This is a genomic window from Cellulosimicrobium composti, assembly GCF_009711085.1.
Taxonomy (GTDB): domain Bacteria; phylum Actinomycetota; class Actinomycetes; order Actinomycetales; family Cellulomonadaceae; genus Cellulosimicrobium; species Cellulosimicrobium composti.
The window spans coordinates 58,500-78,588 of sequence record NZ_WMKA01000004.1; the positions used below are offsets into that span (position 1 = coordinate 58,500).

Annotated in this window: 24 protein-coding genes; 12 read left to right on the forward strand and 12 right to left on the reverse strand. The window is 76.2% G+C overall.

The genetic code is table 11. The features are described from left to right. Positions 1-13: 13 nt before the first annotated feature. Positions 14-1,639, reverse strand: coding sequence for an ATP-dependent DNA ligase (locus tag GJV82_RS02755; RefSeq protein ID WP_155098165.1), 1,626 nt, complete (start codon positions 1,637-1,639; stop codon positions 14-16). An 89-nt stretch (positions 1,640-1,728) separates the two neighbouring features. Then, entirely contained in the window at positions 1,729-2,784 is a 1,056-nt protein-coding gene (locus GJV82_RS02760; RefSeq protein WP_115941479.1) for an aldo/keto reductase, read from the reverse strand. 82 nt (positions 2,785-2,866) lie between these two features. On the opposite strand from GJV82_RS02760, the gene GJV82_RS02765 reads away from it, so the two are divergent. Further along, positions 2,867-3,838 (forward strand): AraC family transcriptional regulator, encoded by a 972-nt coding sequence (locus GJV82_RS02765; RefSeq protein ID WP_155098166.1) that lies wholly within the window; start codon positions 2,867-2,869, stop codon positions 3,836-3,838. Positions 3,839-3,863: 25 nt separating this feature from the next. Here the strand turns inward: GJV82_RS02765 and GJV82_RS02770 are convergent, their stop codons facing one another. Next, entirely contained in the window at positions 3,864-4,571 is a 708-nt protein-coding gene (locus GJV82_RS02770) for an SDR family NAD(P)-dependent oxidoreductase (protein WP_024840939.1), read from the reverse strand. Positions 4,572-4,672: 101 nt separating this feature from the next. Here GJV82_RS02770 and GJV82_RS02775 point away from each other — a divergent pair, with 101 nt between their 5' ends. After that, complete coding sequence (locus GJV82_RS02775) at positions 4,673-5,539, forward strand: helix-turn-helix transcriptional regulator (protein ID WP_318657208.1); 867 nt, start codon at positions 4,673-4,675, stop codon at positions 5,537-5,539. A 165-nt stretch (positions 5,540-5,704) separates the two neighbouring features. Continuing rightward, the gene (locus tag GJV82_RS02780; protein WP_318657209.1) at positions 5,705-6,883 is read left to right on the forward strand and encodes an SLC13 family permease; all 1,179 of its coding nucleotides are present in this window, start codon (positions 5,705-5,707) and stop codon (positions 6,881-6,883) included. A gap of 161 nt (positions 6,884-7,044) precedes the next feature. Here GJV82_RS02780 and GJV82_RS02785 read toward each other — a convergent pair whose 3' ends face one another. After that, the gene (locus GJV82_RS02785; protein ID WP_155098167.1) at positions 7,045-8,292 is read right to left on the reverse strand and encodes an MFS transporter; all 1,248 of its coding nucleotides are present in this window, start codon (positions 8,290-8,292) and stop codon (positions 7,045-7,047) included. Between the two features lie 75 nt (positions 8,293-8,367). Between GJV82_RS02785 and GJV82_RS02790 the strand changes: the two genes are divergently transcribed. After that, positions 8,368-9,051, forward strand: a complete 684-nt coding sequence (locus GJV82_RS02790; protein ID WP_225873028.1) for a FadR/GntR family transcriptional regulator — start codon at positions 8,368-8,370, stop codon at positions 9,049-9,051. Positions 9,052-9,069: 18 nt separating this feature from the next. On the opposite strand, the gene GJV82_RS02795 is transcribed toward GJV82_RS02790, so the two are convergent. Genes GJV82_RS02795 through GJV82_RS02805 form a run of 3 tightly spaced genes read right to left on the reverse strand, consistent with a single transcriptional unit; the run spans position 9,070 to position 10,504 of the window. Beyond that, complete coding sequence (locus GJV82_RS02795) at positions 9,070-9,504, reverse strand: VOC family protein (RefSeq protein ID WP_024840944.1); 435 nt, start codon at positions 9,502-9,504, stop codon at positions 9,070-9,072. Next, positions 9,501-10,055 carry a nitroreductase/quinone reductase family protein gene (locus tag GJV82_RS02800; RefSeq protein WP_318657210.1) on the reverse strand — a complete coding sequence of 185 codons (555 nt, stop codon included), beginning with the start codon at positions 10,053-10,055 and terminating at the stop codon, positions 9,501-9,503. Before GJV82_RS02800 ends, GJV82_RS02795 begins: the two co-directional genes overlap by 4 nt. Next, positions 10,052-10,504, reverse strand: coding sequence for a hypothetical protein (locus GJV82_RS02805; protein WP_024840946.1), 453 nt, complete (start codon positions 10,502-10,504; stop codon positions 10,052-10,054). The genes GJV82_RS02800 and GJV82_RS02805 overlap by 4 nt, the downstream gene beginning before the upstream one ends. 79 nt (positions 10,505-10,583) lie before the next feature. Between GJV82_RS02805 and GJV82_RS02810 the strand changes: the two genes are divergently transcribed. Both GJV82_RS02810 and GJV82_RS02815 read left to right on the forward strand, forming a co-directional pair. Continuing rightward, positions 10,584-11,180 (forward strand): TetR/AcrR family transcriptional regulator, encoded by a 597-nt coding sequence (locus GJV82_RS02810; protein WP_155098169.1) that lies wholly within the window; start codon positions 10,584-10,586, stop codon positions 11,178-11,180. 153 nt (positions 11,181-11,333) lie between these two features. After that, positions 11,334-12,170: an MBL fold metallo-hydrolase gene (locus tag GJV82_RS02815; RefSeq protein ID WP_155098170.1), complete on the forward strand. Its 837-nt coding sequence runs from the start codon at positions 11,334-11,336 to the stop codon at positions 12,168-12,170. Between the two features lie 54 nt (positions 12,171-12,224). Here the strand turns inward: GJV82_RS02815 and GJV82_RS02820 are convergent, their stop codons facing one another. Next, complete coding sequence (locus tag GJV82_RS02820; protein ID WP_318657211.1) at positions 12,225-12,695, reverse strand: arsenate reductase ArsC; 471 nt, start codon at positions 12,693-12,695, stop codon at positions 12,225-12,227. After that, positions 12,692-13,066: an ArsR/SmtB family transcription factor gene (locus GJV82_RS02825; protein ID WP_024840950.1), complete on the reverse strand. Its 375-nt coding sequence runs from the start codon at positions 13,064-13,066 to the stop codon at positions 12,692-12,694. Before GJV82_RS02825 ends, GJV82_RS02820 begins: the two co-directional genes overlap by 4 nt. Before the next feature lie 89 nt (positions 13,067-13,155). On the opposite strand from GJV82_RS02825, the gene arsM reads away from it, so the two are divergent. Further along, positions 13,156-13,941 (forward strand): arsenite methyltransferase, encoded by a 786-nt coding sequence (arsM, locus tag GJV82_RS02830; RefSeq protein WP_024840951.1) that lies wholly within the window; start codon positions 13,156-13,158, stop codon positions 13,939-13,941. Here arsM and GJV82_RS20400 read toward each other — a convergent pair. Further along, positions 13,938-14,066 carry a hypothetical protein gene (locus GJV82_RS20400; protein WP_263971377.1) on the reverse strand — a complete coding sequence of 43 codons (129 nt, stop codon included), beginning with the start codon at positions 14,064-14,066 and terminating at the stop codon, positions 13,938-13,940. The two genes, arsM and GJV82_RS20400, sit on opposite strands and share 4 nt — an antisense overlap. 430 nt (positions 14,067-14,496) lie before the next feature. On the opposite strand from GJV82_RS20400, the gene GJV82_RS02835 reads away from it, so the two are divergent. Next, entirely contained in the window at positions 14,497-15,138 is a 642-nt protein-coding gene (locus tag GJV82_RS02835; protein ID WP_115941472.1) for a nucleoside/nucleotide kinase family protein, read from the forward strand. Positions 15,139-15,147: 9 nt separating this feature from the next. On the opposite strand, the gene GJV82_RS02840 is transcribed toward GJV82_RS02835, so the two are convergent. After that, positions 15,148-15,630, reverse strand: coding sequence for a glutathione peroxidase (locus tag GJV82_RS02840; RefSeq protein WP_024840953.1), 483 nt, complete (start codon positions 15,628-15,630; stop codon positions 15,148-15,150). A 170-nt stretch (positions 15,631-15,800) separates the two neighbouring features. On the opposite strand from GJV82_RS02840, the gene GJV82_RS02845 reads away from it, so the two are divergent. The 4 genes from GJV82_RS02845 (at position 15,801) to GJV82_RS02860 (ending at position 18,281) form a co-directional block, all read left to right on the forward strand. Beyond that, entirely contained in the window at positions 15,801-15,977 is a 177-nt protein-coding gene (locus tag GJV82_RS02845; protein WP_155098171.1) for a hypothetical protein, read from the forward strand. 38 nt (positions 15,978-16,015) lie between these two features. After that, complete coding sequence (locus GJV82_RS02850) at positions 16,016-16,588, forward strand: DUF6993 domain-containing protein (protein ID WP_155098172.1); 573 nt, start codon at positions 16,016-16,018, stop codon at positions 16,586-16,588. Between the two features lie 134 nt (positions 16,589-16,722). Beyond that, on the forward strand, positions 16,723-17,508 hold the full coding sequence (locus GJV82_RS02855; protein ID WP_024840955.1) for a 3-hydroxyacyl-CoA dehydrogenase: 786 nt from the start codon (positions 16,723-16,725) through the stop codon (positions 17,506-17,508). 77 nt (positions 17,509-17,585) lie between these two features. Continuing rightward, a complete protein-coding gene (locus tag GJV82_RS02860; protein WP_155098173.1) occupies positions 17,586-18,281 on the forward strand; it encodes a DNA alkylation repair protein in 696 nt (231 codons plus the stop codon). Positions 18,282-18,300: 19 nt separating this feature from the next. On the opposite strand, the gene GJV82_RS02865 is transcribed toward GJV82_RS02860, so the two are convergent. Beyond that, positions 18,301-20,028, reverse strand: a complete 1,728-nt coding sequence (locus GJV82_RS02865; protein WP_155098174.1) for an outer membrane protein assembly factor BamB family protein — start codon at positions 20,026-20,028, stop codon at positions 18,301-18,303. Between the last annotated feature and the right edge of the window lie 61 nt (positions 20,029-20,089).

The following is a 20,089-nucleotide window of genomic DNA, read 5'->3' on the forward strand; positions in this document are numbered from 1 at the left end:
GTCCGGGCCCTCGTCAGGTGGCGAGCGCCCGGACGGTCTCGATCGTGTCGGCCTCGGCGGCGGTCTTGTCGTCGCGGTAGCGGACGACGCGCGCGAACCGCAGTGCGAGGCCGCCCGGGTAGCGCGTGGAGCGCTGGAGGCCGTCGAACGCGATCTCGACGACCTGCTCGGGGCGCACGTGCACGACGTACCCGTCGTCCGACGTCTGCAGCTCGCGGAACCGGCGGGTCTGCCACTGGAGCATCTCGTCCGTCATGCCCTTGAACGTCTTGCCGAGCATGACGAACCCGCCGTCGGGGTCGCGCGCGCCGAGCCAGATGTTCGACAGCCACCCGCTGCGTCGGCCCGAGCCCTGCTCGACGGCGAGCACCACGAGGTCGAGCGTGTGCCGCGGCTTGACCTTGACCCAGCCCGCGCCGCGCCGCCCGGCCGCGTAGGGCGCGTCGAGCGACTTCACGACCACACCCTCCTGGCCCTCCGCGACCGCGCTCTCGAAGAACGTCGTCGCGGCGTCCGGGTCGCCCGTGACGAGGCGGCGGACGGCGTGGCGCCCGGCGACGTCGTCGAGCACGGCGAGCCGGTCGCGCAAGGGCTCGTCGAGCAGGTCGCGGCCGTCCACGTGCAGCACGTCGAAGAAGAACGGGGACAGCTCGAGCGCCGCCGCGAGCTCCGCCTCCTGCGCGGCGCTGCGCTCGCCCTGGGTCGCCGAGCGCGCGGCGGTCTCCTGGAACGGGCGCGGGACGCCGTCGGGTCCGACGACGAGCGCCTCGCCGTCGAGCACGAGCGTGCGGGGCCCGAGGTCGCGCACGGCGGCGACGATCTCCGGGACGCGCTCGGTGACGTCGTCGAGCGAGCGCGTGAAGACGCGCACGTCGTCGCCGTCGCGGTGCACCTGGACGCGGATGCCGTCGAGCTTGACGTCGACCGCCACCGGGGTGCCCGACGGCGCGTCCCCGGCCCCGGCGGCCTCGTCACCGCCGGGCGGGGGAGCGGCGCCGAGCTTGTCGAGCGCGGCGGCGACGTCCGGCGCGGACTGCGCGAGCATCGGCCGCACGGGGCGGCCGACGGTCAGGCGGAACGTCGCGAGCGCGTCGAGCGCGGCCTCGGGGCTCGCGGCGGTGAGCGCGGCGCGTGCGACCGGTCCCGTCGCACCCGCGAGCATGACGGCGCGGCGCACCGCGTCCGCGGGGACCCCCGCGGCCTCGGCGACGGCGTCGACCACGACGGAGTCGAGGGCGCCCTGGCGCAGCTCGCCCGAGACGAGTCCCGCGAGGAGGGCCTGCTCGCGCGCGGTCGCGGCGCCGAACAGCGTCGCGGCCTCCGCCTGGCGGGCCGTCGCCGAGCCGGGACCCGAGAGCCCGGCCATGCGCGCGAACGCGGCGTCGACGTCGGTCAGCGTGAGGCTCGGAGCCTGCGCAGGGGAGGGCAGGTCGCGCAGCGAGCGCCACCCGAGCCCCGTGCGCCGCTGGCGCAGCTCGCCCGCGAGGTACGCGACGGCGATCTCGATCTCGTCGCGCGCGGCGTCCCGCGCGTCGTCCGCGACGCGGCGCAGCAGGTCGGCGATGGCCGCGCGCTTCGCGAGGCGTGAGCGCGTGGCGGCGACGGCGTCGGACGTGGCGGCGACCTCGGCGAGCAGCATGCTCCATCCTCGCGCCGACCACCCACGCCTCGCCCGCCGGCCGCGGTGCCCCGCCCGGGGGCGGCGAGCGCACCGCCCCCCGAGCGGGGTCAGGCCGCCCGGCGCTCCGCCACCGGCCGGCGGCGCAGCGCCGGCGCGGTGAGGGCCGGGGTCCGGTAGGCCTGGTCGAGCGTCCCGACGTCCGTCCCGGGCGGCACGATCGCGTCGATCCGGTCGAGGACGTCGTCGCTCAGCGCGGTCTCGGCGCCGGCGAGCAGGTCGTCGAGCTGCTCCATGGTGCGCGGGCCGATCAGCGCCGCCGACACGCCCGGGTGCGCGACGACGAACGCGAGCGCCAGGTGCCGCAGCGCGATCCCGGCCTCGTCGGCGACGCCCACGAGGGACTCGACCGCGGCGAGGCGGGCCTCGTCGGACAGGTGCCGGAACCCGAACCGGGACCGGTGCGTGCCGGCGGCCTGCCCCTTGCGGTAGCGGCCCGTGAGGAGCCCGCCCGCCATCGGCGACCACACGAGCGCACCCATCCCGTACTCCTGCAGGGCCGGGAGGACCTCGCGCTCGATCCCGCGGTCGAGGATGCTGTACGGCGGCTGCTCGGTGCGCGGGCGCCCGAGCCCGCGGCGCTCGGCGACCCACTGCGCGCGGACGATGTCGGACGCGGGCATCGACGAGGTGCCGAACGCGCGGATCTTGCCCTCGCGCTGGAGGTCGGTGAGCACCGCGAGGGTCTCCTCGAGGTCGGTCCCCGGGTCCGGCCGGTGGACCTGGAAGACGTCCACGTAGTCGGTGCGCAGCCGGCGCAGCGAGGCCTCGAGCGCCCGGGTCAGGTAGCGCCGGGACGCGCCCGAGGTGTTGGGGCGCGGGCGCGCCTGCGGGTCCCGCGGGTCGTGCCCGACGGGGAGGCCGGCCTTGGTGGCGAGCACGACGTCGTCGCGGCGGCCCTGGAGGGCCTTGCCGACGATCTCCTCCGACTCGCCGCCGGAGTAGACGTCGGCGGTGTCGACGAGGTTGATCCCGGCGTCGAGCGCCCGGTGGACGATCTTGACCGAGTCCTCGTGGTCGGGGTTGCCGAGCGCGCCGAACATCATGGCGCCGAGCGCGAACGGGCTGACCTGGATCCCGGTGCGGCCGAGGGGGCGGTATTCCATCGCGGTCCTCCTGGTGTGGTGATGAACGACTCCAGCCTCACGCCCCGAGGCCGTACGCTGAATACGTGACGGACCGCATTTCTTGAGCGAGAGTACGGAGAGCACCATCGACCACCTCACCGAGCTGTGCGACCTCGTCGAGGTCGACAGCCTCCTGACCGGTGGCGTCGTCGCGCGCGGCGCCTGGCGGTCGCGGGGCCGGATCAGCGACCCGATCAAGTTCTTCGCGCTCCTCGACGGCGCGGCGATCCTGCGCACCGACGGCGTCGACGTACCGGTCGCGCTCGCCCCGGGCGACGTCGCGATCCTCGTGGGCCGGTCCTGGGTCGAGCTCGAGTCGGGCGAGGAGCCGCGCACCGAGGTGGGCCCCGAGTCGGACTTCGCGTCGCCCCCGTTCACGACCCGGGCCCCGGGCGACGACGTGCTGCTCGGCGGGTGCGTCCGCCTCAACGAGGCGGGCCGCACCCTCCTCACGGGGTCGTTCCCGCCCGTCGCGGTGGTCCGTGCGCACGACGCCGACGCGTACGGGCTGCGCGAGACGCTGCTCCGGCTGCTCGACGAGGCCGGCGGGGCGCGGCCGGGCGCGGCGTTCGCGATCCGCCAGCACGCCCGGCTCCTGCTGCTCGGGCTCCTGCGGGCCTACGCCGGGCGGCCCGACCTCCCCCCGGGCCTCCTGCGCCTGCTCACCGACGACCGGCTGCGCCCCGCGCTCGACCGGATGCACGCCGAGCCGGCGCGGGCGTGGCGGCTCGACGAGCTGTCCCGTGCGGTCGCGATGTCCCGCACCTCGTTCGCGGAGCGGTTCCGGGACGTCGCGGGGATGCCTCCCCTCGCGTACCTCACGCAGTGGCGCATGCTCCTCGCCCGGCGGGCGCTGCGCGAGGACGACGCACGCGTGGGCGAGCTCGCGCAGCGGCTCGGCTACGGCTCGGAGAGTGCGTTCAGCACCGCGTTCAAACGGGTCGTGGGCGAGTCCCCGCTGCGCTATCGCGCCCGCCTGCGCGAGCGTGCGGCGGACGCCGCCCCGCCGGCCCTCGCCCCCGCGACGCCCTGACCGCCGCGGCCCGGCCCGACCGCCCCTACCAGGGCAGCGGGCCGTGCACCGAGGTGAAGGTGCCGGTCGGGCCGTCGGGACCGACCTGCGCCATGCGGACGATGATCTCCGCGCCCTCCTCGACCGTCTGGGTGCCGGTGCGGCCGTTGAGGTCGGTCCGGGTGTAGCCGGGCTCGACCGCGTTGACCCGCATCGCGGGGAACGCCTTGGCGAGCTGGATCGTGACGACGTTGACCGCCGCCTTCGAGGCCGGGTACGCGACGCCGGGGTAGAAGTGCGTGTGGCTCTCCGGGTCGCTCAGCCACGTCAGCGACGCGAGGCCGCTCGACACGTTGACGACCACGGGCGCCGCGGACCGCCGCAGCAGCGGCAGGAAGGCGTGCGTGACGCGCACGACGCCGAGCACGTTCGTCTCGAAGACCTCGCGCACGACGTCCGCCGTGGTGTCCTCCGCGGGCACGATGCCGTTGTCCGGCAGGCGGCCCTCCACGCCGGCGTTGTTCACGAGCACGTCGAGCCCGCCGTCCGCCTCGATCCGGCGGACCGCCGCGTCGACCGAGGCCTGGTCGGTCACGTCGAGCAGGACGAAGCGGCCGCCGACCTCCTCGGCGGCCGCGCGGCCGCGCGCCTCGTCCCGCGCGCCCACGTAGACGGTGTGGCCCGCGGCGACGAGGCGGCGGGCGGTCTCCTTGCCGAGACCCTTGTTCGCTCCGGTGATGAGTGTCGTGGTCATGCCACGAGGCTCGCGCGCCCTCCGGCCGTGATGAAGTCGTCCGTCCGTCGTAGGACCGGCAGTACCACGACACGAGCCCCGCGGGCGGCCACACTGGCCGGGTGGACGAGTGGGACCTGGGCCGGGCGGTACGGCAGTGGCGCAACCGCGTCGCTCCGGAGGCCGTCGGGCTGCCGCGCGGCCCGCACCGTCGCGCGGCAGGGCTGCGCCGGGAGGAGCTCGCGGGGCTCGCGGGCATCTCGGTCGACTACCTGACGCGGCTCGAGCAGGGCCGGTCGACGGCGCCGTCCGTCCAGGTGGTCGAGGCCCTCGCCCGCGCGCTCCGGCTGACCGACGGCGAGCGCGAGCTCCTGTTCCGGCTCGCGGGCCACGCCGCCCCGGGCGGCCACCTCGTGCCCGCGCGGATCACGCCGAGCGTGCAACGGCTCCTCGACCGGCTCGACCACACGCCCGTCGCGGTCTGGGACGCGACGTGGACGCTGCTCGTCGCGAACGCCTCCTACGACGCGCTCATGGGGGCGACGACCACCTGGCGCGGGATCGAGCGCAACGCCCTGTGGCGCCACCTCGTCGGCCCGGGTACGCGCGCCGTCTCGACCCCGCAGGAGCGTGCCGACCTCGAGGCCCGCCTCGTCGCCGACCTGCGCCTGACCGCCGCGCGGTACCCCGCCGACCCGCGGCCCCGGCGGATCGCGCGCGCCCTCGCCGCCCGGAGCGACCGGTTCGCCGGGCTGTGGGACACCGTCGGGCTCCACCCCGGCGGCGAGCAGCCGCGCCGCAAGGAGATCGAGCACCCCGACGTCGGCCGCATCACGCTCGACTGCGACACCCTGGTCGTCGAGGGCGACGACCTGCGCGTCATGGTCTACACCGCGGAGCCCGGCACGGTCGACGCCGACCGCCTCGCCCTGACGCGCGTGCTCGGCACGCAGGACCTCGCGCCCGAACGCGCCCTCCGGGACCGCTGACCGTCCCCCGGCACCCGGACGCGGTCCCGCTCGGCGCGTGCGCGGGGCGGCCGTCACGACGTCGCCGGCGCCCTACGATCACGACGTGATCCCGCTCCGCCCCCGCCGTCCCGACGCGCGAGGTCTCCACCCCGCTCGCCTCGCCGTCCCGCGCGGCGGCGCGGCGTGAGCGCGCCCGGCGCCCGTCGCCGGGTGCCGCCGTGGCTCGTCGCCGCGGTCGTCGTCGTCGCGCTCCCCGCGACGGGACTGCTCCCCGCCGCCGACGCGCGCGACCTGCTCGCCCGCACCGGCCCGGTGCTCGTGTTCCTCCTGGCCATCACCGTGGTCGCCGAGCTGTGCGCCGGGGCGGGCCTGTTCGACGCCGTCGCGGAGCGCGCGGCGCGCCTCGCCCGGGGGCGGCGGATCGCGCTGTGGGCGCTCGTCGTCGTCCTCGCGACCGCGAGCACCGTCGTGCTCTCGCTCGACACGACGGCGGTGCTCGTGACGCCCGTCGTGCTCGCCCTCGCGCGGCGCACGGGCACGCGGCCCCTGCCCCTGGCGCTCACCGTCCTCGCGCTCGCCAACACGGCCTCGCTGCTCCTGCCCGTCTCGAACCTCACCAACCTGCTCGCCGCGCACCGGTTCGGCGCCGGGTACGTCGGGGCGATGGGGGCGCCGGCGCTCGCGGTCCTCGGCGTGACGGTCGTCGTGCTCCTCGCGCTGCACGGGCGCCACCTGCGCGGGCGCTTCGTGCTCACCGGCACCGGACCGACGCCGCCCGACCGGGTCCTGCTGGTCGTCACCGCGGCCGTCGTGGCGCTGCTCGCCGTCGCGTTCGCGGTCGAGCTCCCGGTCGCGCCGACCGCGCTCGCCGGCGCCGCGGTGCTCGGCCTCGCGACGTGGTGGCGCCGCGTGCGGCCTCTCGTGCCGGTTCGGGACATGCTGCCGTGGCGGTCGGCGATCGTCGTCGCCGCGCTCTTCATGCTCGTCGAGACGTGGCACGCGCACGGTCTCGGCGACCTCCTCGCGGCCGTCGCGGGCACCGGCGACGGGCCCGGCGACCTCGCGCGACTCGCCGCGACCGGCGTCGTCGCGGCGAACCTCGTCAACAACCTGCCCGCGTTCCTCGCGCTGCTCCCCGCCGCGGGCGAGAGCGTCGACCGGCTCGCGACGCTCCTCGTCGCCGTGGACGCCGGGCCGCTCGTCACGCCGTGGGCGTCGCTCGCGACCGTGCTGTGGTGGCAGCAGTACCGCCGGCACGCGTTCGAGCACGGGCCGCCGCCGCCCTGGCACGTGGTGCGCCAGGGCCTCGTCCTCGCGCCGCTGGCCGTCGCGGCGGGCGTCGCCGCCGTCGTGCTCACCTAGGCATCCCGCCGAACACGGGGTTGGTGTCGTTATCCGCCCGATAACGACACCAACCCCGTTCTCGGCGGCGAGGAAGCTCGTGTTCGACGGCGTTGCGTCGGCAGGTGCTGCGGCGTCACGGGGTCAGGGGGCACGGGGCAGGCGCACGGGGCCCCACGGGATCATGGGGTGGCGGTGCGGGGCTCGGGCGCCGGTGGCGCGGCGTCCTCCACGAAGCGGGGGCGGCACGCGAACCAGCCGCCGATCACTCCCGGGACGGCGGTGGCGGCGAGCGCGAGGAGCGGGACCGTCCACGAGCCGGTCGCCTCGCGCAGCAGGCCCAGGCCGATCGGGCCGAGGCACGCGAGCCCGTAGCCGATCCCCTGGACGAAGCCCGACACGGCGGACGCGGACTGCGGCGTCCTGGTCCGCCGGTTGATGAGGGTCATGCAGAGCGGGAAGGTGCTCACCCCGACGCCGAGCGCGCACATCCACAGCACCGTCCCGCCGAGCGGGGACACGAGCAGCCCCACGTAGCCGGCGACGAGGACGACCGCGCACACGACCACCACGACGAACGGGTTCCGCAGGCGGGTGGCCAGGTGCGGCACGACGAGGGCGGCCGCCATGCCCCAGGCCGAGTAGAGCGCGACCATCGTGCCGCCCAGGGCCGTGCTGCCCCCGGCGTCGGTGAGCACGGCGGGGACCCACGTGATGATCCCGTAGTTGGACAGCGAGATCGCCGCGAACAGGACCACGAGACCCCACGCCGTGGACGACCGGCCGACCCGCAGGCGCGCGACGGCGGCGGTCGGGGTCGCGGGGGCGTGGTGGTCGGCGCGCAGCCGGGCGGCCAGCACGAGCCAGACGGCGGCCGCCACCGCGGCGGGCAGGGCCCAGACCCCGACCGAGACCCGCCAGGTCGTCGCGTCGGCGACGGGCACCGCCAGGAGCGGGGCGACGAACTGGCCCGTCTGCATGAGGATCAGGTAGAGCGACGTCCACAGGGCGATCCGGTCGGGGAACCACGCCTTGACCAGGGGCACGATGACGACGTTCGCCGCCCCGATCCCGGCGAGCGCGACCACGGTCGACGCGACGAGCGCCGTCGTGGTGGGGGAGAGCGCGCGCAGCACGAGCGAGAGCGCGGTCAGGCCGAGCGCGACGGCGGCGGTGCGCTCGAGGCCGAACCGTCGCGTGACGAGCGGGGCGAGGAACCCGAACGCGCCGAACGACACCGCGGGCACGGTGCCGAGCAGGCCCGCGGCCGTCACCCCGTACCCGAGGTCGGCCCCGATGGTCTCCAGGAGCGGGGTGAAGCCGGTGACGGCCGTGCGCAGGTTGAGCGCCGTGAGGGCGACCGCGAGCCCGGCCCACGCGAGCTGGTGACCGCGCCGTGCGGGGGCGCGCGAGGGGGTGAGGGTCGCCACGCTAGACTCCGATGTCCGGTCGGCCGATCATGGGATCATGGGATGAATCGCGAGGAGTCTGTCACACGGCAGCCCATGCGTCGAGTAGGGCTCATCGACCAGGCGGCGGCGCGCTTCCGCGAGGAGGTGGTGTCCGGGCGCTGGCCGGTCGGCGAGCGCATCCCGACCGAGCCCGCGCTCGTCGCGGAGTTCGGCATCGGGCGCAACACCGTCCGTGAGGCGCTCCAGTCGCTCGTGCACGCCGGCCTGCTGCGCCGCGAGCAGGGGCGCGGCACGTTCGTCATCTCCCGCTCCGAGCTCACGGGCACGCTCGAGCGCCAGCTCGCCGGCGGCAGCCGTCGGCACTACCTCGAGCTGCGCCTCGCCCTCGACAGCACCGCGGCGTCGTTGGCCGCCGCGAGCCGGTCGGACGACGACGTCACCGCGCTCCGGGACCTGCGCGACCGGCGGGAGGCGACGTGGCCGACCGGCGACCTCGACGCGCGCGCCGCCGCGGACCTCGACCTGCACCGCGCGATCGTCGTGGCGACGCACAACCCGCTGTACGTGACGCTCTACTCGAGCATGCTCGACGTGTTCGCGATCCACATGCGCGACGACGAGACCGACGACGAGGCCGCGGCGCACCGGCGACACCACGAGCTGGTCGAGGCGATCGCGGAGAAGGACTCCGACCGAGCCGCGGCGGCGGTGGCCTCGATCTTCGCGCCCTTCATGCGCCGGGCCGCCGCGGAGCGGGGCGTCGCCGCCGAGGGCTGACCGCGGGCGCGCCGACGGTCAGTCGAGGCAGAACTCGTTGCCCTCGACGTCCTGCATGACGATGCACGACTCGTTCTCCTCGTCGGCGAGCATGACGCGCACGCACGTCGCGCCGAGCGCCAGGAGCCGGTCGCGCTCCGCCTCGAGCGCCGCGAGGCGCTCGGCACCCGCGAGGCCCGTGCCCACCCGGACGTCGAGGTGCACGCGGTTCTTCACGACCTTGCCCTCGGGGACGCGCTGGAAGAACAGCCGCGGGCCGACGCCCGTGGGGTCGCTGCACGCGAACCACGCGTCCCGCTGCTCGGGCGGCAGCGCGGCGTTCGCGTCGTCCCACGTGGCGAACCCCTCGGGCGGCGAGGGCGGGACGTAGCCCAGCACCTCGCACCAGAACCGGGCGACGCGCTCGGGCTGCGCGCAGTCGAACGTGACCTGGACCTGCCTGACCGTCGTCATCGGCCCACCCTGCCACGCGCGACGCCGGTGGTGGGCCCCTTTTCCGGGTCCGGCACGACGCGGAACACGGGGTGGTCGGGCGCGATGCGCGCGAGCTCGGCGGGCGTGGGCGACTTCCCGACGCCGAGGTGCGGGCGCGCACCGGGCGCGACGGCCGCGTAGCGGCGGAGCACGGGAGGTCGTGCGGCGACGGGGACGGGCTCCAGGCGCACGGGGGTCGCGCGGCCGCGTCGGTGCAGCACGGCCCGGCCGCCGGACGCCTCGACGTTGCGGACCCAGCCCGCGCGCGGGCCGAGCATCGAGACGAGGTGGTCGACGCCGTCGACGTCCGCGACGGCGACGGGCGTGGTGACGGGGCGGCCGGAGACCCGGCCCACGACCTCGAGCGTCGCCGCCTGGCGAGGGACCCCGACGCCTGCGGCGTACAGGGCGGCGTCGACGCGGTTCCACAGGCGGGCGACCCGCCCGGGCCGCCCGTCGCGGTACAGCGCGCGCTTGAGCGCGCCGAGCGCGGCGGGGGCCCGGGCCGGGCCGCGGCGGGCCGGCGTCACGACGGTCGCCTCCACAGGAGGGCGACGACGGCGAGGCCGGGCAGGCACGGGAGCACGAGGAGCCAGGCGAGCGCGGGCGCGAGGCCGACGTCCCCGGACGTGTCGACAACCGTGAGCCCGGCGAGCGCGACCCCTGCTCCCGCGACGAGGAGCCCGGCCGCGAGCCAACGGCCCCAGCGGGCGTCGGTGCGTGCCGCACGCAGCGTCAGGAGCCAGCCGACCACCCCGAGGACGCCGACGACGGCCAGGATCGCGACGTACGCGGTGACCGCGGCGTCCACCTCCGCGGTCCCATACGCGGGGTAGCCGGCACGGACGTGGTCCGCGAGCAGGCCGGTGGTCGCGCGGTCGACGACCGGGTACGCCGCGGCGAGGACGGTGAGCGCGAGCCCGGCCCAGGCGAGGGCGGCGGTGCGACGGTCGATCGTTTCTGAAAGTGACTGTCTCATAGCACGTGACTGTACGCAGACGAGCGCGCGAGTCAACCCCTTTCTGACAGTGACTGTCAGGAGCGGTAGGGTCAGGCGCATGCCAGGCCTCCGTGAGCAGTGGCGTCGCACCGCCATGACGACGATCCAGGAACGTGCGCTCGACCTCTTCGACGAGCGCGGGTTCGCCGCGGTGACGATCGAGGAGATCGCGGCGGCCGCCGAGGTCTCGCCGTCGTCCGTCTACCGCTACTTCGGCACCAAGGAGGGGCTGCTCGTCGCCGACGAGTTCGACAGCATGACTCCCGCCCAGCTGGAGGAGCTCGTCGACCCCACCGACCCCGTGGGCAGCATGCTCGGGGTGGTCCGTGCGTACGAGGCGGCAGGCGGCGCCGGGCCGGACGACGCGCCGCTCGCCGAGCGCAGCCCGTGGCGCCGCGTGCGGTACTTCTTCCTCGAGCCGTCCGTGCGCGCGGCAGCCCTCGCGACCCTCGACCGGGCCGCGCAGCGCGTCGCGCCGCTCCTGGCGGCGCCGGGCGCCATGAGCCCCGTCCAGGCGGCGGTCGCCGCGCACGCGGTCGTGTTCGGCTACTTCGCGGCACTCGAGAGCTGGTACTCCGACGGCGGCACGCGGCCCATCGCGGCCTACGTCGAGGAAGGGCTGGCGCCCCTGCGCGGAGCGTGGCCCGCGCGCTGAGCGTCGCGACGCGGCGGCGTAGACCGTCGTGGACGGGCCGGACGGTCACGGTCGCCCTGCCTCTCCCGTGCGTGGCGAGGTTCTGCGCCCGGCGATGAGTCCTGCCCCGCACCACGGTCGGACATCAGGTCGGACGAGCCGGAGGAGGCACCGATGCTGACACAGGTGGCGCCGGGGGTCCTGGTCCATCAGAGCGAGCTGCTGCAGAACAACACGGTCGTCGTCGAGGGGCGGACCGGCGTCCTGCTCGTGGACCCGGGGCTGACGGTCTCCGAGATGACCTGCCTCGCCGACGACCTGCGCGAGCTCGGCCAGCCGGTCGTGGCGGGCTTCTCGACGCACCCGGACTGGGACCACGTGCTGTGGCACCCCGTGCTGGGGGACGTCCCCCGGTACGGGACGGCCCGCTGCGCGGCCGCGATGCGCGACCTGCGGTCGCAGCCGGGCTGGAGGGAGCGCGTCGTCGAGGCCCTGCCGCCGGAGATCGCCGACGAGACACCGCTGGACGGGTTCGGCCTCGTGACCGCCCTGCCCGCCGGGAGCGCGCGGGTCCCGTGGGGCGGCCCGGACGTGCGCGTCGTCGAGCACCCGGCGCACTCGCCCGGCCATGCCGCCCTGCTCGTCGAGGGGTGCGGCGTCCTCGCCGCCGGCGACATGCTCTCCGACCTCTTCGTCCCCATGCTCGACGACCTGGAGAAGGCCGACGACCCGGTCGAGGAGTACCTCGTGGGCCTCGGGGTGCTCGACGACCTGTCAGGCGACGTCACCGTCCTCGTCCCGGGCCACGGGTCCGTCTGCGGGGCCGACCAGGTTCGTGGCCGGATCGACCTGGACCGCGCCTACGTGCACGCCCTGCGCGACGGGACCACGCCCGACGACCCGCGGGTCGGCCCGTCGGCCCGGCCCGGCTGGGAGTGGGTGAGCGACATCCACGAGGGGCAGGCCCGGGGCGTCGCGCGACGCCGAGAGCGCGGCGGGCGGCCCGACTGAGGGTCCTCCGGGGCGGGCGAGCCCGACGGCCACGGGGCCGTGCTCGTGGGGGGATCAGCCGGCGCGGCCCTCCACCGGGCCGCCGCTCGCCTCCGACCCTCCGACGTCCGCGGGCGCGACGCCCAGGGACTCCAGGAGGGCGACCACGCGGGCGTGGATCTCGTCGCGGATGGTCCGGACGGCGTCGAGGTCCCGTCCGGCGGGGTCGTCGAGCTCCCAGTCCTCGTAGCGCGTGCCGGGGTAGTACGGGCACGCGTCGCCGCACCCCATGGTGACGACGACGTCGGACGCCTCCACCGCCGCGGGAGCGAGCACCCGGGGCTGCTGGTCTGCGATGTCGATCCCGACCTCGCGCATCGCCTCGACCGCGACGGGGTTGATCCGGTCGCCGGGCATCGACCCGGCCGAGCGGACATCGACCGCACCGCCGCCGAGCTCGCGAAGGAACCCGGCGGCCATCTGGGAGCGGCCGGCGTTGTGCACGCACACGAACAGCACGCTCGGTCGCGGCGTCGCGTCGGTCACCGGACGGCCGCCGGCTCGTCGGCGAGCACCGCGCGCACGGCGCCCGTCACGAGGTCTCGTGCCCCGGGGGCGATCGCGAAGTAGGCCCACCTGCCGCGCTGCTCGCGCGTGACGAGGCCGGCGCGGGCGAGCGTGGTCATGTGGTGCGACACCGTCGGCTGGGACAGGCCGAGCGGGTCGGTGAGGTCGCACACGCACGCCTCGCCGTCGGGTCGCGCGGCGATGATCGACAGCAGGCGCACGCGCGCGGGGTCGCCCAGCGCCTTGAACGTGGCGGCGACGTCCCGCGCCGCCTCGACGGTCAGCCCGCCGCCGTCGGCCGGGGCGCAGCACCCGTCGCTCGTCGCGGCGATGGGCAGAAGGGTGGTCATGGCCCCATCGTCCCACACGTATTGACAACCGTCGATGCGTGCTCCACGGTTCTCGTATCGAAGTTCGTCTATACGAGAGGGGTTCCGTCATGGCCGTCGACCACGAGGTGCGCGAGCAGGTCCGGGCGAGGTACGCCGAGGCGGCGGGGGTCGCCGCGGCAGGGGCACCGGCGGAGGACGGGTGCTGCGCGACCTCGTCGTCGTGCTGCGGTCCCGCCCCGCAGGTGCCGGTGTTCGGGTCCGGCCTGTACGACGCGCGGCAGGTCACGGACCTGCCGCAGACCGCGGTGCTGGCGAGCATGGGGTGCGGCAACCCGACCGCCGTCGCCGAGCTGCGCGAGGGCGAGCGCGTGCTCGACCTCGGCTCCGGCGGCGGGATCGACGTCCTGCTCTCCGCCCGCCGCGTGGGCCCGACCGGGTTCGCCTACGGCGTCGACATGACCGACGAGATGCTCGACCTCGCGCGGCGCAACGCCGACGAGGCGGGCGCGACCAACGTCGAGTTCCGCAAGGGCACCATCGAGGACCTGCCGCTCGACGACGCGAGCGTCGACGTCGTCATCTCGAACTGCGTCGTCAACCTCTCCACGGACAAGGAGGCCGTGCTCGCCGAGATGTTCCGGGTCCTGGCCCCGGGCGGGCGCGTCGGCGTCTCCGACGTCGTCGCGGAGGACCACCTCACCCCGGCCGAGCGCGCCGAGCGCGGCAGCCACGTCGGCTGCGTCGCCGGCGCGCTCTCGCGGTCCGAGTACCTCCACGGCCTCGCGGCCGCCGGGTTCGTCGACGCCGAGGTCACCTTCACCCACGAGGTCGTGGACGCCATGCACGGCGCGATCGTCCGCGCCACCAAGCCGGGAGGCTCGACGTACCGCTAGAGCGGGTCCCCGTAGGGGTCGTCGTGGGCGGCGAGGCGCACGAGGACCCCGTCCTCCCGGTCGGCGGGGCGCTCGTCGCGCCTCCGCGTCGTCGGCGCGTGCCCAGGTGTGGCCACAGCAGTCATCTCCGTCAGCCTTTCCGTGCCCCGGCGCGGTGACAGGGTTCGCCGGGGTCCACGACAGCGTGCGCGCTCCGGCGTCCGGGGAGCCAGGTCTTTTCGAGGGTCCGTGCCGTCGCGGCGGTACCGGCCGTGTGCTGGGCATCGGGCCGCGGCCCGGACGACGCTCGAGCACGGGAGGGCGCGTCGTCGCGCCCTCGTCGTCGGCGGGGCAGGCGCCCGCCGGGTGCGGGGGATCAGGGCGGAGGCAGCGCTCCCGCTCCCCGCGTCGTCCCGCCGATCGTGCCTGAGCCGGCCACGGTCCCTCCCGGTCATTCGGACGTGCCGCATTCCGGTGTAGCGGACGACGGCGCGCCGAGCCCTACCCGCCGCGGGTGAGATCGCGACGGCGGCACGCTCGAGCAGGGGGCGTCCGGCGCCGTGGCATCCTGGCGCGGTGCGCGTGGAACCCGTGACCGAGGACGTCCTCGTGGACCGGCTCGTCGCGCGCGTCCTGCGCCACCCGCCGGGCGACGGCACGCCGGGCGGCGCGACCCGGCTCCTCGTCGACGGGCACCCGTCCACGCGCCCCGACGCGCTCGCCGACCGGCTCGTCGCCCCGCTGCGCGCCGCGGGTCGTCCGGTCGCACGGGTCCGGGTGCAGGATTTCTGGCGCCCCGCGTCGCTGCGGCTCGAGCACGGCCGCGAGGACCCGGACGCGCTCCTCGACGCGTGGATCGACGTGGCGGGCCTCAACCGGGAGGTGCTCGACGCCGTCGGTCCCGGCGGCCCGGGACGCTACCTGCCGAGCCTGCGCGACCCCGCGACGAGCCGCTCCACGCGCGCGGCGTACGTCGACGCGGAGCCGGGCCTCGTCGTCGTGCTCGACGGGTCGCTCTCGCTCGGCCGCGGTCTCGCCGTGGACCTCACGGCGCACCTCGCGGTGCGCGCCGCGACGCTCGCGCGGCGCACGACGCCCGAGGACGCGTGGACCCTCGCGGCGTACGCGCGCTACGACGACGAGGTCCGGCCGGCCGGGACGGCGGACGTCGTCGTGCGGGTCGACGACGCGCGGCACCCCGCGCTCGTCGTGCCGTGAGTCGCCGGGTCAGCGGGGCAGGTGGGCCTCGACGAGGTCGATGATCGCCGGGTCGTCGGGCAGCGTGCGGGGCCGGAAGCGGTGCACCTCGCCGCCGGGCAGGACGACGAACTTCTCGAAGTTCCACGACACCCGCCCCGCCTTGCCGTCGGCGTCCGGGGTCCTCGTCAGCTCCTTGTACAGCGGGTGGGCGTGGCGCCCGTTGACGCGCACGCGGTCGACCACGGGGAACGTCACGCCGTAGGTGAGCGAGCAGAACTCCTGGATCGCCTCGTTGCTGCCGAGCTCCTGGAGGAACTGGTTGCTCGGGAACCCGATCACCGTGAACCCGCGGTCACGGTACTTCTCCTGCATCGCCTCGAGCGTGGCGTACTGCGGCGCGAGCCCGCACCGCGACGCCACGTTCACCACGAGCACGACCTCGTCCGCGTGCTCGCGCAGCGTGCGCGTCGTCCCGTCCATCGCGTCGAACGGGATGTCGTACAGGCTCATGGGGTCTCCTCGCCGCGGGTGACCGGCGCGTGCGCGCCGGCGTCCATCCTCGCACTGCGGGTGTGACGTTCGTCCGACGGCGGCCCGGCGGCCCACGACGGCGGGCGAGCGGCGCGGCGGCGTGCTGGAGTATGTGCGCGCTGCCCGCAGGACGAGAGAAGGGACGGCCGATGCGCCCGTGGACCCCGAAGACCGACATGGTGCGTCGGCTGTACGTCGCCGGCCGGGAGGCGACGAGCCCGGCCGAGGCGCTGCGCATGTCGCAGCAGGAGCTCGCCGAGGAGTTCGACCGGTGGCTCGACGGCGTCCGGGCGGCGACCCGCGACAGCGGGACCCGGGGGGAATAGCGCTGGTCACCCGCGGCGCCCCGGTCCAGACTCGGGGCATGACGTCCCCCGACCCCGACGCCCCGGGCGCCGAGACCTCGCGCGTGACGCGCGCCGTCGTCGGCGTCGTCGTCGGCATCGCGATCTTCGCGTGCGTGGGCGTCGTCGGGTACGTCGCGGTCGTCGCGGTCGGCATGCGGGGGTGGGCGGACGCGTACGACCCCGCCGACCCCGGCACGACGGCGGCGGACCCGGCCGGCGAGCCGACCGGCCTCGGGCGGGAGACCGGTCTCGACGCGTCCGACGAGGCGTACCGGCAGCGCTCCGGCACCCCCGAGAGCGACGCCGAGGCGGCGCGCTCCGTCCCGGCGGTGCAGGCAGCGCTCGACCCGGTCGCCGACGGGTCCGCCGTCGACGGCGCGGAGGTCGTCGCGGCGCTCGCGGACGCGGGCTTCGAGGACGTGCAGGTCACCGGGCCCACGACGCCGCTCGGCGACCCCGCGACGACCGTCGGCGTGGGCGTCGCGGTCCCCGGCGGGTGCGTGTACGGGGCGGTCACGCCCGATGCGGTCACGCTCGACGCGGGCGGCCCGATCGCCGACGGCGGGTGCCTGGAGATGCCCACGCACTGACGGGTGGGCGGGGACGGGCCTCGGCGCGGTCCGGAGCAGGGCCGACGGTGGGCCGACCTCGCGACCAGCGGCTCCACCTGGGTACGGTCAGCGGGGCGGGCGACGACGCTCGCGTGGCTGACGGAGGGCGAGAGATGCGGATCGAGGGCACGACGGCCCTGGTGACCGGTGGGGCCTCCGGCCTCGGGCGCGCGACGGCGGAGGCTCTGGTCGCGGCGGGGGCGCGGGTGGTCCTCGCGGACCTCGCGTCGTCGGACGGCGCGGCGGTGGCCGGTGCGCTGGGCGACGCGGCGCGGTTCGTCCCCACCGACGTGACGGACGAGGACGACGTCGCCCGCGCGCTCGACGCGGCGGACGACCTGGGCGGTGCGCGCGTCGTCGTGAGCTGCGCCGGGATCGTGCTCGCGCAGCGCGTGATCGGGAAGTCGGGGCTCCACGCGCTCGACGCGTTCCGCCGCGTCGTCGACGTCAACCTCGTGGGCACGTTCAACGTGGTGCGGCTCGCGGCCGAGCGCATGCTCGCGCTCGACCCCCTCGGCCCCGACGGGCCGGACCCGGACGGCGAGGAGCGCGGCGTCGTCGTGCAGACCGCGTCCGTCGCGGCGTTCGACGGGCAGGTCGGGCAGGCCGCGTACGCGGCGTCGAAGGCCGGCGTCGCGGGGCTGACGCTGCCGCTCGCGCGCGACCTCGCGCAGCACCGCATCCGCGTCATGACGATCGCGCCGGGGATCTTCCGCACGCCCATGATGTCGTCGCTGCCCGAGGCGGCGCAGGAGTCGCTGGGTGCCCAGGTGCCGCACCCGAGCCGCCTCGGTCGGCCGGAGGAGTACGCGCACCTCGTGCGCGCGATCGTGGAGAACCCGATGCTCAACGGCGAGGTCGTCCGCCTCGACGGCGCGATCCGCATGGCACCGCGCTGAGCGGCGCGGTCGCGCGCCGACCGCACCGCCGACACGCCGAACCGCGGGCCGGGCGCCCGCACGAGAGGAGAAGGACGATGCCGCCGTACACGACGGCGACCGACTTCCGCGCCGACCTGCTCGCGCGCGCGACAGCGGCCCAGCGTCGCGCCTACACGCGGCACTTCCCGGGCGACGACTCGCTCGCGGGCGTCCGCATGGGCGACGTGTTCACGCTCGCGAGGAGCGCGCTGGACATGCCGGTCGACCAGATCGAGCTCCTGCTCGAGGACCGCGTGCACGAGGTGCGCGCGGGCGCGTGCTCGATCATGGGCAAGGCGGCCACCGCCCGCCGCGTGACGGTCGAGCGGCACGCCGAGCTCGTCCAGCTCTTCCTGCGCCGCCACGACCGCATCGACACGTGGGACCTCGTGGACCTCACCGCGTACCAGGTGCTCGGCTCGTGGCTGCTCGACCGGCCGCGCGGCGTCCTCGACGACCTCGCGCGCGCCCCCGACTGGCCCCGGCGCCGCTCGGCGATCGTCGCGACCGCCGCGTTCCTGCGGCGCGGGCAGGTGGACGACACGTTCCGGCTGTCCGAGGCGCTCGTCGACGACCCGGAGCCCTACGTGCAGAAGGGCGTCGGCTGGATGCTGCGCCACGCGGGCGACGTGGAGCCCGACCGGCTGCGCGCGTTCCTCGAGGAGCACGTCACGACCATGTCGCGCGACGTGCTGCGCGCCGCGGTCGAGAAGCTCCCGCCCGCCGAGCGCAAGGAGTGGCTCGCGCGCTGAGCGTCCGGGGCGGTGTGCCTCAGCCCAGGCGGGTCACCGTCGGGTCGTCACCCAGGCGGAGCTGCAGCAGGCTGCCCTGCACCGCGGCGTACCGCGTGCTGGTCGCCGTGTCGGTGCTCCACGCGACCGCGCCGTCCCGGAGGTCGAGCGCGACGAGCCGCGTCGTGCTGTGCTCGTCGTCCTCCCACGCCGAGACGGCGAGGAGCGCGCGGGCGCCGTCCGTGAACGCCTGCCCGACGTGCAGCATCCCGGGGGCCACGGTGGGCCCCGCGCCGTCGTCGACCAGCTCGTCGATCGTGCGGGTCCACAGGGTGCGCCCGGTCTCCACGTCGACCCCGACGAGGACCGAGCGCATGCCCTGGAGGACGACCGCGACGCCGTCCGCGACGACGTACGCGATCTCGGGGGAGTTCACCTCCCCGGTCTCCCAGCGCGTGCGCCCGGCCGCGTCGTGCGCGACGAGGTCCGTGACCTGCCGCGTGAGCACGAGGTCCCGCGCGGTCCCGTCCGTCGCGATCGGGACGAGCACCTCGCCCGGCGGCTCCCACCGGAGGGCGCCGTCCGGCTCGAGCACGGCTGCGGCACCCGTGCCGTCCGCCGCTGCCGACTCGCGGGCGTCCACGCGCAGGAGCGCGTCGTCCGGGAGTCGCCTGACCGCGTCCGCGGGAGCCTCCGGGTCGTCGACCCGCGTGCCCTCGGGGGTGAACCTCGCGTCGACGCCGCAGCCCCGCACGGCCACGAGCCCGGCGGAGCGGCTGACCGTCCCGCTGTCGAGGTCGGCATAGGTGGTGTCCTCGGTGGGGGAGTACGGGCGGCAGTCGCCCTCCCCGGCGACGAAGGGCAGCTCGTGCTCCCAGCGGACGGTCCCGGTCCGGGCGTCCTCCAGCGTGACGACGGCGGCGCGCCCCGCCGACACGTCGGTGGGCAGGCCCGTCGTGGGGTCGGTGGGCACGGGTGCGGCGGGCGTGTCGCCGACGCGGCGGAAGCGCGCGACGGTGCCGTCCGGCCCGGGTGCCGACCAGCCGCGTGCCGCGTCCAGCGTGCGGGTCGTGGCGGTGCCGTCGGCGTCGAGCACGGTGACCTGCGGGGCCGGCGAGGCGGCTGTCGTGTCGACCGCCTCGCCGGTGGTCGTCGTGAGCAGCGTCCGGCTCGCGAGCGGCGAGGGGACGTCGTCGGTCACGCACACGAGCGTCTCGTCCGGCACCGGGGCCGTCAGCGCGAGCTCGAGCTCGCCGCCGCAGCGGGACGTGGGCGGCAGGGGCACGGCCCACCGGACGGTGCCGGTGTCGAGGTCGTGGGCGACGGCCTCGTCGTCGCGCACGACGACGAGGAGGCCGGGCAGCGTCGCGAGGGCGCCCGCCTGCGGGCCGGGGGCCGACCAGACCTCGACCGGCGCGGTCGCGAGCGCGTCCACGCCCCCGGTGGACCGGCGCTGCGTCTCGGTCGACGACCGCGACGAGGCGGCGTCCACGGCCGCCATCCCGCCGAGCGTGAGGACCGCGGCGAGGACCGCGCCGACCGCGGCGCGTCGGCGGCGCCGTGCCGACCGGGCCGCCGCGGGGGCCGGGCCGGCCGCGGGTCCCGCGGGGTCGGTGCTCGCCGAGCCGGTGCTCGCTGCGTCGGCGTCGGCGCGCGCGTCCGGTGTCCCGCCCTCGGCCGCGTCGTCGTGTCGCGCGTCGTCCGCCGGCGTCGCCTCGTCGAGCGTGAAGGCGATGGTCACGGGGTCGGGCCGTCGTCGTCGGGACACCCCGCGAGGGTAGCCGCACGGCGGCGTGGCGAGGTTCCCTCGCGCGCGGAGCGGCGTACCG